The organism is Streptomyces sp. NPDC093089 (assembly GCF_044754405.1).
In the GTDB taxonomy this organism is placed as follows: Bacteria; Actinomycetota; Actinomycetes; order Streptomycetales; family Streptomycetaceae; genus Streptomyces.
Genome location: NZ_JBIVPA010000007.1, coordinates 432,110 through 446,222, shown reverse-complemented (window position 1 = coordinate 446,222; position 14,113 = coordinate 432,110). Strand labels below are relative to the sequence as shown.

Sequence of the window (14,113 nt, the reverse complement as noted above, 5' to 3'; positions counted from 1 at the left end):
CTTAAGGAGGCGGGCGTGAGCCTCGCGAACATCCTCGAACCCCTGCAGCAGCCGCTCTTCACCGTCCTCGACACCCCGGTCAGCTGGACCGAGGTGCTGGGATTCGGCAGTGGCGCGCTGTGCGTCTGGCTCGTCGCCCGCCAGCACGTGGCCAACTGGCCCCTCGGCATCGCCAACAACCTCTTCTTCGTCCTGCTGTTCGCACAGGCCGGGCTCTACGCCGACGCCGGCCTCCAGATCGTCTTCATCACCCTCGCCGTGTACGGCTGGTGGACCTGGACCCACGGGGGTGGACCAGGCTCCGACGCCCTCCCGGTGCGCCGCACCACGCGCACCGAGTGGACGTGGCTGCTCGCGGCGGGGGTGGTGGGGACCCTCGCCCTCACCCTCCTGCTCCACCGCGCCACCGACTCGACCGTCCCCTTCTGGGACGCCCTCACGACCGTGCTCTCCCTGGCGGCCACCTACGGCCAGTGCCGCAAGCTGGTGGAGTCCTGGTGGCTGTGGATCGCCGCCGACGTCGTCTACGTACCGCTGTACGCCCACAAGGAGCTCTACCTGACCTCCCTGCTGTACGTCGGCTTCATGACCCTCTGCGTCATCGGCCTGCGCGGCTGGACCCGGGACCTCGCCGGCGCCGGACGACCCGTGGGAGCGACGGCGTGAAGCGCTACGGCCACGGCCTCGTCCTCGGCAAGTTCTATCCGCCGCACGCCGGCCACCACCACCTCGTCCGCACCGCGCGCGACCGCTGCGAGCGCCTCACCGTCCTCGTCTGCGCCTCCTCCGTGGAGAGCCTCCCGCTGGAGGACCGGGTCGCCTGGATGCGCGAGGTCCACCCCGACGTCCTCGTCGTGGGCGCCGTCGACGACGTCCCCGTCGACCTCCACGACCCCGACGTGTGGGCCGCCCACATGGCCGTCTTCCGGGCCGCCGTGCCCGAGCGCGTCGACGCGGTCTTCACCTCCGAGCCGTACGGGGAGGAGCTCGGCCGCCGCTTCGGCGCCGAGTCCGTCCTCGTCGACCCCGAGCGCACCCGCTTCCCCGTCTCCGGCACCGCCGTCCGCGCGGACCCCGCCGGCTGCTGGGACTTCCTGGAACCGCCCGTACGGGCCGCCCTCACACGCCGGATCGTCGTCCTCGGCGCCGAGTCCACCGGCACCACCACCCTGGCCCTCGCGCTCGCCGACCACTACCGGCGGCGCGGCGGCGTCTGGGCCCGCACCCGGTACGTACCGGAGTACGGGCGCGAGTACAGCGAACTCAAACTCGCCGAACTCCGCGCCGAACGGCCCGGCGCCACCTGGTCCGACGTCGCCTTCCGCTCCTCCGACTTCCCCGTCATCGCCCAGCGCCAGGCCGAACTGGAGGAGGAGGCCGCCCGCGACGGCTCGCCCGTCCTCTTCTGCGACACCGACGCCTTCGCCACCACCATCTGGCACGAGCGGTACATGGGCACCACCAGCCCCGACACCGGCGAGATCGCCGCCCGCGGCCGGCAGCACCTCTGGCTGCTCACCGACCACCGGGGCGTCGACTTCGAGGACGACGGCCTGCGCGACGGGGAGCACCTGCGGCCCTGGATGACCGCCCGCTTCCTCACCCAGCTCGCCCACACCGGCCGCCGCACCGCCGTCCTCACCGGCCCCCACGAGGAGCGGCTCGCGACCGCCGTCGCCGCCGTCGACGACCTCCTCGCCGAGGGCAGCCGCCTCGCCGACCCCCTCCCGGAGCGCCGATGACCGGGCCCCGGGCACCCGAGGGGTACGACCCCCGCGCCTTCGAGCCGTTCGCCGTCACCGTCGACCTCGCCGTCCTCACCGTCCGCGAGGAGCGCCTCCACGTCCTCCTCGTCGAGCGCGGCACGGCCCCGTACGCCGGATCCTGGGCCCTGCCCGGCGGCTTCGTGCTGCCCCGCGAGTCCGCCGAACTCGCCGCCCGCCGCGAACTCGCCGAGGAGACCGGACTCTCCGGCACCACCGTCGCCGGCCTCCACCTCGAACAGCTTCGCACCTACAGCGACCCGGACCGCGACCCGAGGATGCGGGTCGTCTCCGTCGCCTTCACCGCCCTCGTGCCCGACCCGCCGGAACCGCGCGGCGGCGGCGACGCGGCACAGGCCCGCTGGATTCCGTACGGGACGCACGGCCCGCTCGCCTTCGACCACGACCGGATCCTCGCCGACGCCCACGAACGGGTCGGCGCCAAGCTGGAGTACACCTGCCTCGCCACCGCCTTCTGCCCGCCCGAGTTCACCCTCGGCGAGCTCCGGCAGGTCTACGAGACGGTCTGGGGCGTCGAACTCGACCGCCCCAACTTCCGGCGCAAGGTCCTCGCCACGCCCGGCTTCGTCCAGGCCGTGGAAGGACCTCCGCGCCTCACCGGCGGACGGGGGAAACCGGCCGCCCTCTACCGGGCGGGCGACGCCACCACCCTCCACCCGCCCCTCCTGCGACCGGAAGGACGATCCACGTGAACCTCGCACGCACCACGACCAAGCAGGCCGCGACCGGCTCCCTGATCGGGCTGGCGCTCGGCGACGCGCTGGGATTCCCGACCGAGTTCAACGACGTGCCGTCGATCCTCGCCAAGGCCGGACCCTGGCGGGAGATGGCCCTGCCCCTCGGGAACGGCACGGCGTACGTCACCGACGACACCCAGATGGCCCTCGCCTTCGCCCGCGGCATCCGCACGGCCATGGACCGGGAGGTGCTCTCCCCGCACGCGCTCGCCGGGCCCGTCCGCGACGAGTTCGTCGCCTGGTACCACGACCCGGAGAACAACCGGGCGCCCGGCAACACCTGCCTGACCGCCTGCGCGCTCCTCGACGGCGACCGGCTCTGGCAGGACGCCAGCCAGATCCACTCCAAGGGCTGCGGCGCCAACATGCGGGTCACCCCCATCGGCCTCGTCCCCGGGCTCGGCGAGGAGCAGCGGGCCGGCGCCGCGCAGCTCCAGTCGGCGCTGACCCACGGTCACCCGACCGCGCTCGCCGCCTCCGACCTCACCGCCCGCGCCGTGTACCTCCTCGCCCAGGGCGTGGACCCGGCCGGCCTCGTCGGACAGCTGCGCTCGTACGCGTACGAGAACCGCTCCCGCTACCACGAGCAGTGGCTCGGCGACCTCTGGACCCGCTCCCAGGACCCGTCCGCCCTCCACTTCGCCGAGCGCGGCTGGGACGAGTGCCTGGCGGTCCTGGAACGCCTCGACACCGTCCAGCGCACGGCCGACCCGGAGCTCGACCCCTGCGAGTACACCGGCGACGGCTGGATCGCCGAGGAGGCCCTCGCGACCGGGCTGCTCTGCTTCCTGCTCTTCCCCGACGAGCCCCTCACCGCCCTGCGCCGGGCCGCCTGCACCCGCGGAGACTCCGACTCGATCGCCGCCCTCGCGGGCGCCTTCGCCGGCGCCCACCTCGGCGCCGACGCATGGCCCAAGGAGTGGGCGGAGAGCGTCGAGTACCGGAGCGACCTGCTGACCTTCGGCGCGCTCTGGGACGCTTGACCCATGACGCTCACCCTGGACCCGGACCTCTCGGCCGTCGTCGCCGAACAGCCCGACCCGCTGCTCTTCGCGACGGTCTCCGGCGCGCACCTCTACGGCTTCCCGTCCCGCGACTCGGACGTGGACCTGCGCGGCGCGCACCTGCTGCCCGTGGACGCCCTCATCGGCCTCCGCGAGCCGGAGGAGACCCGCAGCAGGATGTGGGACCGGGACGGCGTCGAGATGGACCTCGTCACCCACGACCTGCGGAAGTTCGCCCGGCTGATGCTGCGCCGCAACGGCTACGTCCTGGAGCAGCTCACCTCCCCGCTCGTGGCCCACACCACGGACACCCACGCGGAGCTGGTCTCCCTCGTGCCCCGGGTGCTCACCCGCCACCACGCCCACCACTACCGGGGCTTCGCCGGGACGCAGTGGCGGCTCTTCGAGAGCAGCGGCGAACTCAAGCCGCTGCTCTACACCTACCGGGCGCTGCTCACCGGCATCCACCTGATGCGCTCGGGCGAGGTCCAGGCCCATCTGCCGACCCTCGCCGGCGAGGTGGCCGAGGCGCCCGCCCGACTGGCCGACCTCGTCGCGGCGAAGGCCGAGGCCGAGCACGGGCGCGCGGAGGCGGCCGTCGCGGACGTACGCGCCGAGACGGAGGTCCTGCACGGGCTCCTGGACGAGGCCCAGGCGGCCTCGGCGCTCCCGGAGGCCGCTCCCGTCCAGGACGCGCTCCACGACCTCGTCGTACGGGCGCGGCTGAGCAACCGCTAGGTCCCTGCCTGGAAAGGATTGGGTCCCTGCCCGGGAAGCGGGGCGGGCGGTCCCCGGACGGGTCCTAGAGCTCGGCGAGGGCCGACGCCCGGCGGGCGCGGATCAGGAAGTCCTGCACGCGCGCGTGGTCGGGGGCGTCCGGGAGCGGGGTCGAGTCGTGGGCGCGGTCGGCCTCGTCCTGGAGGCGGTTCATCCAGGACTCGACCTCGGACCAGGGCACCTCGCCGCGCTTGACCGCGAGGAGGCGGTCGCGCTCCTCCCCGACGCCGATGCGGAGCTCGCCGGTGCGCAGGAGGTCGCGGCAGCTGGTCAGGAGCCTGAGCAGGTGCATGGCGTGCTTCCAGCGGGGGTGGCCGTACTGCCGGACGTCCGCGTCGAGCTTGCGGCGCTGGCCGCCCGCGTAGCGGACGAACGTCTGGTGGGCCCGGCGGGAGAGGAAGGCGGTGCGCAGCGAGAGGAGTTCGCGGCCGAGGTCGTCGACGTACTCGACGACGGGGGAGTGGAGGCACTCCAGCACGTTCGGGTTGTTGCGCAGGGCGAGCTCGCAGAAGCGCTCCAGCTCCCAGCTGAACTGCTCCTCGCCCGGCCCCTCCACGTGGGCGGGCGGCTTCTCGAAGTGCCAGAACAGCGGCGTCGGGGCGAGATAGACGCCCCGGACGTCGGTGTCGCTGCCCTCGGTCGCGAGGCCGAAGGCGCGCGAGCCCATCACGCAGGAGTAGATCGTGTGCTCGCGCACCAGCTCGTCCGGAGTCATGCCGGGCAGGTTACGCGAGGGTGATCGTTTCCCCCGAGACAATAATCTGCTCGGCGGGCAGCGGACGGGGAGCCGGTCCCGCCGCCACCGAACCGTCGGCGATGCGGTACTTCGAACCGTGGCAGGGGCAGTCGATGGTGCCGTCCGCGACTTTGTTCACCAGGCAGCCCTGATGCGTGCAGACCGCGGAGAACGCCTTGAACTCACCCGCCTCGGGCTGGGTGACGACGACCTTCTCGGCGCTGAAGACCGTGCCCCCGCCGACCGGGATGTCCGACGTCTTCGCCAACGCCGGCCCGGCCCCGCCCGTCGTGCTCGTCGCGGCCGGCGCGGACTCCGTGGCGGCCGGTGCCGACTCCGTGGCGGTGGCGGCCGGACCGGACGGCGTCGCCGGGGCACCGGTGCTCGTGCCGCCGTCGCCCCCGCCGTCCGAGCCGCAGCCCGTCGTCAGGGCCGCGGCGGCGAAGAGGACGGTACGGCGTTTCGTGGCGGGTGAAGTCATACGGGCCAGCTTGGCGCCGGACCGCCGCCCGGGCCCGCAACACGCCTACGCGCGGGGGCGCAGCTCCCTCGCACGGCCGTCCGTGTCCCGCCGCACCTCGAGGACCGACGTCACCGCCGCCCGCTCCACCGGCCCGTAGACATGCGGGAACAGCACGTCCCCCGAGCCCTCCCAGCGGACCTCCCCGCCCAGCCGGGCCTCGTCGATCACGAGCACCAGGAGCGGGCCGGGCACGGCCCGGTAGCGCGCGTCCGCGACCGCCAGGGCCGAGGCCTCGTCCGCGGAGCAGTGGACGAAGCCCTCGGCGGCGAGCGACGGCGGGGCGTAGGGGGCATCGGGCGCCTCGGGGGCGGCGGACCAGTCGGCCAGCGGTACGACGTGCAGCAGCATCCGACAGTTCTATCCCGCCGATCCGCCGATCCGCCGATCCGCCGATCCGCCGATCCGCCGATCCGCCGAGCCCGCCGTCCTTCCCGGGTGGTGCGTCACCGGCGTGTACACCGGGTGGCGGAACACCCCGGTTCAGGTGACATTGGGCGTGTTCCGTACCGGACGAAAGGCAGGACCATGGCGGGAAACGACCTCGGCAGTCTCCTCGGCGGCCTCCTCGGAGGCGGCGGACAGGGCGCCGGAGGCACCGGTGACGCCGGCGGCCTCCTCGGCTCCCTGCTCGGCGCCCTCGCGGGCGGCGGGAGCGGCGGCGGAGGCGGAAACGGCTCGAACCCGCTCGGCGGCCTCCTCGACATGCTCGCCGGGTCCGGCCTCGCCGACCAGGCCCAGTCCTGGATCGGCACCGGCGACAACCAGCCCGTCAGCGGCGACCAGATCGCCGAAGCCCTGCCCGACGACACCCTCCGGAAGGCCGCGGCGGAAGCCGGGGTCAGCCCGCAGGAAGCCGCCGACGAGATCGCCAGGTCCCTGCCGCAGGCCGTCGACAAGCTGACCCCGAACGGCTCGCTGCCCCAGGGCGGCTCCCTGGAGGACATCATCCGGCAGCAGCGGCTCTGACCCGGCGGCCGGCCGGCACCCGCACCTACCCGGCGCCCGCCCTCCGCCCCCTACGTCTCGGAGGGCGGGCGCCGCGACGCGCCGTCCCCACCGCTGACTAGGCTGAACGGAGCACTTGACGCAGGCGAAGGAGCACGACGTGGCGGTACGAGCGGTCCGAGGAGCCGTCCAGCTCGAACGGGACGAGGCCGGGCACATGCGCGAGCAGGTCGAAGAGCTGCTCAACGCCGTCCTCACGCGCAACGGGCTCACCCACGACGACCTCATCAGCATCTGGTTCACGGCCACGCCCGACCTGCACAGCGACTTCCCCGCCGCCGCGGCCCGCCACGTCGGGATCGTCGACGTCCCCCTGATCTGCGCACAGGAGCTCGACATCGACGGGGCGATGCCGAGGGTCGTCCGGCTCCTCGCCCACGTCGAGACCGACCTGCCCAAGTCCGCGATCGCGCACGTCTACCTCGGCGCCGCGGCCGCCCTGCGCAAGGACATCGCCCAGTGAGAACAGCCCTCGTCATCGGCACCGGACTGATCGGCACCTCCGCCGCCATCGCCCTCGCGGGCCGGGGCGTCACCGTCCACCTCCGCGACCACGACCCCGCGCGCGCCAGCACCGCCGCCGCGCTCGGCGCCGGCACCGACGAGGCGCCCGAAGGCCCCGTCGACCTCGCCATCGTCGCCGTGCCCCCGGCCCACGTCGCCGCCACCCTCGCCGAGGCCATGACCGCCGGGCTCGCCCGCGGCTACCTCGACGTGGCCAGCGTCAAGGGCGGACCGAAGCGCGAGCTGGAGGCCCTGGGCCTCGACCTCACCTCCTACATCGGTACGCACCCCATGTCCGGCAAGGAGCGGTCCGGCCCGCTCGCCGCGACCCCCGACCTCTTCGAGGGCCGGCCGTGGGTCCTCACCCCCACCCGCGACACCGACACCGAGGTCCTCAACCTCGCCCTCGAACTCGTCGCCCTCTGCCGGGCCGTCCCCGTCGTCATGGACGCCGACGCCCACGACCGGGCCGTCGCCCTCGTCTCCCACACCCCGCAGCTGGTGTCCTCCATGGTCGCCGCGCGCCTCCAGGAGGCCGACGAATCCGCCGTACGCCTCTGCGGCCAGGGCATCCGCGACGTCACCCGCATCGCCGCCTCCGACCCGCGCATGTGGATCGACATCCTCTCCGCCAACCCCGGCCCCGTCGCCGACGTCCTCTCCGGCGTCGCCGCCGACCTCGACGAGACCGTCCGCGCCCTCCGCTCCCTCCAGTCCGTCGACGAGGACAAGCGCCGCGACGGCGCCGCGGGAGTCGAGGACGTCCTCCGGCGCGGCAACGCCGGCCGGGCCCGCGTCCCCGGCAAGCACGGCGCCGCCCCCGCCGTCTACGAGACCGTCGCCGTCCTCATCAGCGACCAGCCCGGCGAGCTCGCCCGCATCTTCGCCGATGCCGGGCGAGCGGGGGTCAACATCGAGGACGTCCGCATCGAGCACGCGACCGGACAGCAGGCGGGTCTCGTCCAACTCATGGTCGAGCCCGCGGCGGCGGTCGTCCTCGCCTCCGCCCTCCAAGAACGCGGCTGGTCCCTCCGCACCACCTGACCCCTCCGGGGCCCCGCACCACCTGACCCCTCCGGGCCCCGCACCCCATGGCCGCGCCCCCGCCCGCCGCGGCGGTGCCCACCCGGCACCTCCGCTGCGGGCCCGCCCTCGGGCCCCTGCCCGCTGCGGTCATTCGCCCCGCCGGGCGGCGCGCACCCCGTTGCGGGCACCAGCCCCGCCGCCCGGCCGGGCCCACCCCGTTGTGGGCACTCGTCCGCCATGGGCGTGCGGGTCCCCCCGGACGGAGTCTGACGGAGTCTGGGGGAGGGTGGGCACAACGGACGGTGCCCGTTGCCGGGCCCAGGCTTTCGCTCCCGAACCCGCACCCCGTTGTGCGCCGCCGTATCGGTGCGGGTCCAGGCGCAAGGGGCGGAGGCGCCGCCGAGGGCGCCGTCCCGTGTGCCCACCCGTCCCGCCCCAGCGGGACGATTGCCCACACGGCGGTGGGCGGCAGGTACGCGGGGGCGGCTGGCACGTGTGCGGGTGGGTCCCACCCCGGGGCGGCGGGTACGTGGGTGCGGCGGGCACGCGGGCGCCCGCCGGCGTGGCGAGGCGCGTGTCTGCGAGGCGAGGTGCGGGCCGGCGTGGCGAGGCGGGGTGTGGGCCGGCGAGGCGCGGGTCTGCGAGGCGGGGTGCGGGCCGACGTGGCGGGGCGCGGGCCCGGTCGTGCGGGGCGCGGGTCCGTGTGGGGTGGGGGTCGCGTCGGGCCGGGCAGGGGCGGAGGGCGGGCGGGGCCGGAAGGGGGTTGGGGAGTCGGTAACCTTGTGGGGGGCCATGGCAAGACCGCCGGGACCCGCCGCAGACCCCAGGAAGGTACTCCCACCGTGGAATCCGTGATCGTCGCCATCGACGGGCCCTCCGGCACGGGCAAGTCGAGCACTTCGAAGGCGGTCGCCGCCAAGCTGGGGCTGAGCTACCTGGACACCGGTGCGCAGTACCGGGCGATCACGTGGTGGATGATCAGCAACGGGGTGGACGTCCACGACGCGGAGGCCGTGGCGAACGCGGCGGGGAAGCCGGTCATCGTGTCCGGTACGGACCCGGCGCGGCCGACGATCACCGTGGACGGCGCGGACGCGGCCGGCCCGATCCGTACCGAAGAGGTCACGTCGAAGGTCAGCGCGGTGAGCGCCGTTCCCGAGGTGCGGTCGCTGATCACGGAGCTCCAGCGGAGCATCGCCAAGGGCGCGGAGCTGGGCATCGTCGTGGAGGGCCGGGACATCGGCACCACGGTGCTGCCCGACGCCGACCTGAAGATCTTCCTCACGGCGTCGCCGGAGGCCCGTGCCGCGCGCCGTTCGGGCGAGCTCAAGGGCGTCGACGTGCACGCGACGAAGGAAGCGCTGATCAAGCGGGACGCGGCGGACTCCAGCCGCAAGACGTCGCCGTTGGCGAAGGCGGACGACGCGGTGGAGGTCGACACCACCGACCTCACGCTGGACCAGGTCATCGAGTGCGTCGTGACGCTCGTGGACGAGAAGCGGGCGGCCGTCAAGTGACCCTGCCCTCCGAGAAGGGCGCCGCCGTCGGCCGTCGCATCGGCATCGGGCTGATGTACGGCTTCTGGAAGCCGCGCGTCCTCGGCGCCTGGCGGGTGCCGGCCTCCGGTCCCGCCATCCTCTCCGTCAACCACGCGCACAACATCGACGGCCCCATGCTCATGGGCACCGCTCCGCGACCCGTGCACTTCCTGATCAAGAAGGAGGCGTTCGTCGGCCCGCTCGGCAGCTTCCTGGAGGGCATCGGCCAGCTCAAGGTCGACCGGGAGAGCACCGACCGCAAGGCGATAGGCGACGCGCTCGGCGTCCTGGAGCAGGGCGGCGTCCTCGGTATCTTCCCCGAGGGCACCCGCGGTGACGGCGACTTCGCGTCGCTGCGCGCCGGCCTCGCCTACTTCGCCGTCCGCAGCGGCGCGCCGATCGTCCCGGTCGCCGTCCTGGGAAGCACCGAGCGCCAGGGACGGTTGGTCAAGGCACTGCCTCCGCTGCGCGGCCGCGTCGACGTCGTCTTCGGCGACGCCTTCGAGGCGGGCGACGGCTCCGGCCGCCGTACCCGCAAGGCGCTCGACGAGGCCACCGTACGCATCCAGGACCGGCTCACCGCCCACCTGGAAAACGCCAGGCGCCTCACCGGGCGCTGAGCGAGACTTTCAGTAGTGGGCCCCGCGGCCCGGGGACCCACCGACCACGAATGATCAAGGAACGGACTTCATGAACGACCAGCACGACCACGGGGCACTTGGCGACGCCGAGTACGCGGAGTTCATGGAGCTCGCCGCGGAAGAGGGCTTCGACATCGACGAGGTCGAGGGCGCGATCGAGGAGGCCGGGCACGGCCCGCTCCCCGTCCTCGCCGTCGTCGGCCGCCCGAACGTCGGCAAGTCGACCCTGGTGAACCGCATCATCGGCCGCCGCGAGGCCGTCGTCGAGGACAAGCCGGGCGTCACCCGCGACCGCGTCACCTACGAGGCCGAGTGGGCCGGCCGCCGTTTCAAGGTCGTCGACACCGGCGGCTGGGAGCAGGACGTCCTCGGCATCGACGCCTCCGTCGCCGCCCAGGCCGAGTACGCCATCGAGGCCGCCGACGCCTGCCTGTTCGTGGTGGACGCCACCGTCGGCGCCACCGACACCGACGAGGCGGTCGTCAAGCTGCTCCGCCGTGCGGGCAAGCCGGTCGTCCTGGCCGCGAACAAGGTCGACGGCCAGTCCGGCGAGGCCGACGCCGCGATGCTGTGGTCGCTGGGCCTCGGCGAGCCGTTCCCGGTCTCCTCGCTGCACGGCCGCGGCACCGGCGACCTCCTCGACGAGGTCCTGCGGAAGCTGCCCGAGGCCCCCGAGCAGCGCTTCGGCAACGCGGTGGGCGGCCCCCGCCGCATCGCCCTCATCGGCCGCCCGAACGTCGGCAAGTCCTCCCTGCTGAACAAGGTGGCCGGCGAGGACCGCGTGGTCGTCAACGAGCTGGCCGGCACCACCCGCGACCCGGTCGACGAGCTCATCGAGCTCGGCGGCGTGACGTGGAAGTTCGTCGACACGGCCGGCATCCGCAAGAAGGTCCACCTGCAGGCCGGCGCGGACTACTACGCCTCGCTGCGGACCGCCGCCGCCATCGAGAAGGCGGAGGTGGCCGTCATCCTCATCGACACCACCGACAACATCTCGGTCCAGGACCAGCGCATCATCACGACGGCGGTCGAGTCGGGCCGCGCCATCGTCATCGCCTACAACAAGTGGGACGAGCTCGACGAGGAGCGCCGCTACTACCTCGAGCGCGAGATCGAGACCGAGATGCAGCAGGTCGCCTGGGCGCCCCGGGTCAACGTCTCCGCCAAGACCGGCCGCCACATGGAGAAGCTGGTTCCGGCCATCGAGACCGCCCTCGCGGGCTGGGAGACCCGTGTCCCCACCGGCCGGCTGAACGCGTTCCTCGGCGAGATCGTCGCGGCCCACCCGCACCCGGTGCGCGGCGGCAAGCAGCCCCGCATCCTCTTCGGCACGCAGGCCGGCACCAAGCCGCCGCGCTTCGTGCTGTTCGCCTCGGGCTTCCTCGAGGCCGGCTACCGCCGCTTCATCGAGCGCCGTCTGCGCGAGGAGTTCGGCTTCGAGGGCACCCCGATCCACATCTCGGTCCGGGTGCGCGAGAAGCGCGGCCGCAAGAAGTAGCAGGGTGGCACCCGTGGGGTGACACGGCGGAGGGCCGGGGCTTCGAGAAGCCCCGGCCCTCCGCCGTTACCCGGTCCAGCCCCTACAGACCCCTGCGGGGGGCGGGTGGCAGGGCCGCCCGCGCGGGCCCGGGGGTGTGCGGCTGCGGATGCTGCGCCGACCACGCCGTCGGGTGCGCCGACGCGTGCCGGTGCCCCTGCCCGTACCCGCCGGTGCCGAAGGCCCGGAAGGTCAGCTCCTCCTCGCCGCTGCGGTCACCCGGCAGCGTGCGGAACGACCTGCGGTACTCCGAGTACAGGGCGTCGTAGATCGGCGTGGGCGAAGCGCCCGCCGTGACGTCCTGCGCGGGGCGCATGGCCGGGATCTGACTCGGATACGGCTGGGGGAAGGGGTCGTATGCGTGCACGTACGTGCCAACGACCCCGCCGCCCGTCGGATGCGGGCGACTCTCCGAAAGGGGCGTCCGCCGGGGGCGCGGCACGATCGGGCCCCCGGACCCCGCCGCCGGACCGGCGTCCGCCGGTCCGGCCGGTGTGCCGGGGACCCGCGCCCGCTCTATGGCCGGCCGGCCGTCCTCCATCAGGTACCGGCCAGCGGCATCGCGGCGGCCACCAGGCGGCCGTTCGCGGCCGCCTTCTCCAGGGCGTCGCGCAGCAGGTCCTCGCGGGGCTGCTGGCCGATCGAGCCGACGGGGGCGGCGAAGACCAGCACGGTGTGCGACTTGTTGGCGGCGGCCCGCCAGCCGTCGGTGACCTGGAGCGGCTGGTGCGCCTGCCACCAGGCCGCCTGCCCGGCGCCGCCGGGACCCGGCTGGAGCACGGAGTGCAGCTGGCCCATGGCGACGAGGACCGACCAGCCCGGCAGCACGGCGGGCTTCTCGTGGAGGTCCATCACCTGCTGGAAGCCCTGGTCGGCCAGGAGCGGCAGGAACTCGTCGGTGAGGCCGTCCGAACCCGGGCGGGCCACCGGCGCGGTCGGCTCCACGACCAGCGCCGGGTGCAGCTCGCCGTCGATCAGGACGAGACCGCTGGTGACCCCGAGCACGGCCTGCTCGGGGTGGGCGGCGTTCAGCGCGTCGGCGGTGTCCGAGGCCGTGATGGAGGCGACGGCGCCCTGGAGCTGCTCCTCGGCGACCCGGACGACCTGCGACGGAATGCAGCTGGCGTGGGCGAACGCGAGGACCGCGGTCTCGTCGCCGACGAACAGCACCGTGCTGGTGCGCTCCTGCTCGGAGTCGCCGGGGGTGCGGCAGGAGGTGCAGTCGTAGCTGCCCGGGGCGTTGTCGCCGGCGAGCAGCCGGTCCGCTTCTTCGTCGCCGATCTCGGCGCGTACGTCCTCGCTGACGTCGAGCATGCGCGGCACGGGGGGCTCCCTGGACTCGGTACGGGGGGACGCCGGGCCGTTCCCGGGCGTCTCATGACGAGTTCAACGGGTCAGGCTCTGCCGGGGTCACGCGCGGAAGCCGGGCAACTTGCCACCGGCGGGTGCGCGGCGGTCCTCGCGGCTCCGGTGACTCCGACCGGGTGGGGTGTGAACAGTGTTCCGCGCGGCACGGGCCGGGCGCGCCGGACGGCTGCCTAGCCTGCCCCGATGTCGAAGATCCGATTTTGGACGGCCGGTTCCCTCGTGGCGGCGTCCGCGGCCGCGCTCCTGACGCTGGCCCCGGCACCCGCCCGGGCCCGGGACGCGGTCGACGCGGTCGGGGGCCGGGCCGGTGCGGTCGCGGCCGGTGCCGGTGTGGTCCGGGACGCGCCCGGTGCCGTCGAGGACGGGCCCGAGGGGCTCCGGGACGTGCCGGACGTGCTCAGGGACGTGCCCGAGGGGCTCCGGGAGGTGCCCGACGCGGCGCGGGAGGCGTCCGCCGCGCTCCTCGCGGCGTCGGACGCGCTCAGGGGGGCCGCTTCGCTGCCCTCGTACGCCTGCGCCAAGGACCAGTGGCCGTGGGGATGCGTCGCCGAGTGCGAGTCCAGCGGGCGCTGGAACATCAACACCGGCAACGGCTTCTACGGCGGCCTCCAGTTCTGGCAGCCGACCTGGGTGGAGCACGGCGGGCTGCGGTACGCCCCCCGCGCCGACCTGGCGACGCGGCCGCAGCAGATCGCCGTTGCGGAGGAGGTGCTCCGCACCCAGGGGTGGGGCGCCTGGCCCGTCTGCTCCAAGCGCTACGGGCTGAGCGGGCGCGTCCACACCGTGCAGGTCGGCGACACGCTCGGCTCGATCGCCCGCCGGTTCGCGATCAAGGGCGGCTGGCAGGCGCTGTACGCGGCGAACCGGAACCTGATCGGTCCCGATCCGAACCGGATCGTCGTCGGCACCATGCTGCGGATCGCCCCGCTCTGA

17 protein-coding genes are annotated in these 14,113 nt (G+C 74.1%); 12 read left to right on the top strand and 5 right to left on the bottom strand.

The genetic code is table 11. The features are described from left to right. Positions 1-15: 15 nt before the first annotated feature. From pnuC to ACIQFX_RS19275, 5 genes are read left to right on the top strand one after another with little or no spacing between them, the layout of a single operon-like run. Complete coding sequence (gene pnuC, locus ACIQFX_RS19295) at positions 16-666, top strand: nicotinamide riboside transporter PnuC (RefSeq protein ID WP_402464573.1); 651 nt, start codon at positions 16-18, stop codon at positions 664-666. Then, the gene (locus tag ACIQFX_RS19290; protein ID WP_402464571.1) at positions 663-1,742 is read left to right on the top strand and encodes an AAA family ATPase; all 1,080 of its coding nucleotides are present in this window, start codon (positions 663-665) and stop codon (positions 1,740-1,742) included. Before pnuC ends, ACIQFX_RS19290 begins: the two co-directional genes overlap by 4 nt. Next, the gene (locus ACIQFX_RS19285; RefSeq protein ID WP_402464569.1) at positions 1,739-2,476 is read left to right on the top strand and encodes an NUDIX hydrolase; all 738 of its coding nucleotides are present in this window, start codon (positions 1,739-1,741) and stop codon (positions 2,474-2,476) included. Before ACIQFX_RS19290 ends, ACIQFX_RS19285 begins: the two co-directional genes overlap by 4 nt. After that, entirely contained in the window at positions 2,473-3,504 is a 1,032-nt protein-coding gene (locus tag ACIQFX_RS19280; protein ID WP_402464567.1) for an ADP-ribosylglycohydrolase family protein, read from the top strand. Before ACIQFX_RS19285 ends, ACIQFX_RS19280 begins: the two co-directional genes overlap by 4 nt. 3 nt (positions 3,505-3,507) lie before the next feature. Then, complete coding sequence (locus ACIQFX_RS19275) at positions 3,508-4,263, top strand: DNA polymerase beta superfamily protein (RefSeq protein WP_402464565.1); 756 nt, start codon at positions 3,508-3,510, stop codon at positions 4,261-4,263. A 64-nt stretch (positions 4,264-4,327) separates the two neighbouring features. On the opposite strand, the gene ACIQFX_RS19270 is transcribed toward ACIQFX_RS19275, so the two are convergent. Genes ACIQFX_RS19270 through ACIQFX_RS19260 form a run of 3 tightly spaced genes read right to left on the bottom strand, consistent with a single transcriptional unit; the run spans position 4,328 to position 5,909 of the window. Then, positions 4,328-5,017, bottom strand: a complete 690-nt coding sequence (locus ACIQFX_RS19270; protein WP_402464563.1) for a DNA polymerase beta superfamily protein — start codon at positions 5,015-5,017, stop codon at positions 4,328-4,330. A gap of 10 nt (positions 5,018-5,027) precedes the next feature. Next, the gene (locus ACIQFX_RS19265; protein ID WP_402464561.1) at positions 5,028-5,519 is read right to left on the bottom strand and encodes a Rieske (2Fe-2S) protein; all 492 of its coding nucleotides are present in this window, start codon (positions 5,517-5,519) and stop codon (positions 5,028-5,030) included. 45 nt (positions 5,520-5,564) lie between these two features. Then, on the bottom strand, positions 5,565-5,909 hold the full coding sequence (locus ACIQFX_RS19260) for a DUF952 domain-containing protein (protein ID WP_402464559.1): 345 nt from the start codon (positions 5,907-5,909) through the stop codon (positions 5,565-5,567). Positions 5,910-6,086: 177 nt separating this feature from the next. Here ACIQFX_RS19260 and ACIQFX_RS19255 point away from each other — a divergent pair, with 177 nt between their 5' ends. The 6 genes from ACIQFX_RS19255 to der all read left to right on the top strand — a co-directional run bounded on the left by ACIQFX_RS19255 (position 6,087) and on the right by der (position 11,773). Next, complete coding sequence (locus tag ACIQFX_RS19255) at positions 6,087-6,527, top strand: YidB family protein (protein ID WP_402464557.1); 441 nt, start codon at positions 6,087-6,089, stop codon at positions 6,525-6,527. 139 nt (positions 6,528-6,666) lie between these two features. After that, the gene (gene aroH, locus ACIQFX_RS19250) at positions 6,667-7,029 is read left to right on the top strand and encodes a chorismate mutase (RefSeq protein ID WP_402464555.1); all 363 of its coding nucleotides are present in this window, start codon (positions 6,667-6,669) and stop codon (positions 7,027-7,029) included. Further along, on the top strand, positions 7,026-8,114 hold the full coding sequence (locus tag ACIQFX_RS19245) for a prephenate dehydrogenase (protein WP_402464553.1): 1,089 nt from the start codon (positions 7,026-7,028) through the stop codon (positions 8,112-8,114). Before aroH ends, ACIQFX_RS19245 begins: the two co-directional genes overlap by 4 nt. Positions 8,115-8,947: 833 nt before the next feature. Beyond that, positions 8,948-9,613, top strand: a complete 666-nt coding sequence (cmk, locus tag ACIQFX_RS19240; protein WP_402464650.1) for a (d)CMP kinase — start codon at positions 8,948-8,950, stop codon at positions 9,611-9,613. Positions 9,614-9,666: 53 nt separating this feature from the next. Then, on the top strand, positions 9,667-10,254 hold the full coding sequence (locus ACIQFX_RS19235) for a lysophospholipid acyltransferase family protein (protein ID WP_402464649.1): 588 nt from the start codon (positions 9,667-9,669) through the stop codon (positions 10,252-10,254). 70 nt (positions 10,255-10,324) lie between these two features. Next, the gene (gene der / locus ACIQFX_RS19230; RefSeq protein WP_402464551.1) at positions 10,325-11,773 is read left to right on the top strand and encodes a ribosome biogenesis GTPase Der; all 1,449 of its coding nucleotides are present in this window, start codon (positions 10,325-10,327) and stop codon (positions 11,771-11,773) included. An 82-nt stretch (positions 11,774-11,855) separates the two neighbouring features. On the opposite strand, the gene ACIQFX_RS19225 is transcribed toward der, so the two are convergent. Both ACIQFX_RS19225 and ACIQFX_RS19220 read right to left on the bottom strand, forming a co-directional pair. After that, positions 11,856-12,128: a hypothetical protein gene (locus ACIQFX_RS19225; RefSeq protein WP_402464549.1), complete on the bottom strand. Its 273-nt coding sequence runs from the start codon at positions 12,126-12,128 to the stop codon at positions 11,856-11,858. Positions 12,129-12,352: 224 nt separating this feature from the next. Beyond that, positions 12,353-13,135, bottom strand: a complete 783-nt coding sequence (locus ACIQFX_RS19220; protein ID WP_402464547.1) for a hypothetical protein — start codon at positions 13,133-13,135, stop codon at positions 12,353-12,355. Positions 13,136-13,606: 471 nt separating this feature from the next. On the opposite strand from ACIQFX_RS19220, the gene ACIQFX_RS19215 reads away from it, so the two are divergent. After that, positions 13,607-14,113 carry a transglycosylase family protein gene (locus tag ACIQFX_RS19215; protein WP_402464647.1) on the top strand — a complete coding sequence of 169 codons (507 nt, stop codon included), beginning with the start codon at positions 13,607-13,609 and terminating at the stop codon, positions 14,111-14,113.

Coding starts and splice junctions, on each gene's coding strand:
- ACIQFX_RS19285 (WP_402464569.1), top strand. CDS start 1,739: ATGACCGGGCCCCGGGCACCCGAGGGGTACGACCCCCGCGCCTTCGAG.
- ACIQFX_RS19275 (WP_402464565.1), top strand. CDS start 3,508: ATGACGCTCACCCTGGACCCGGACCTCTCGGCCGTCGTCGCCGAACAG.
- ACIQFX_RS19270 (WP_402464563.1), bottom strand. CDS start 5,017: ATGACTCCGGACGAGCTGGTGCGCGAGCACACGATCTACTCCTGCGTG.
- ACIQFX_RS19265 (WP_402464561.1), bottom strand. CDS start 5,519: ATGACTTCACCCGCCACGAAACGCCGTACCGTCCTCTTCGCCGCCGCG.
- ACIQFX_RS19260 (WP_402464559.1), bottom strand. CDS start 5,909: ATGCTGCTGCACGTCGTACCGCTGGCCGACTGGTCCGCCGCCCCCGAG.
- ACIQFX_RS19255 (WP_402464557.1), top strand. CDS start 6,087: ATGGCGGGAAACGACCTCGGCAGTCTCCTCGGCGGCCTCCTCGGAGGC.
- ACIQFX_RS19235 (WP_402464649.1), top strand. CDS start 9,667: ATGTACGGCTTCTGGAAGCCGCGCGTCCTCGGCGCCTGGCGGGTGCCG.
- der (WP_402464551.1), top strand. CDS start 10,325: ATGAACGACCAGCACGACCACGGGGCACTTGGCGACGCCGAGTACGCG.
- ACIQFX_RS19225 (WP_402464549.1), bottom strand. CDS start 12,128: ATGCGCCCCGCGCAGGACGTCACGGCGGGCGCTTCGCCCACGCCGATC.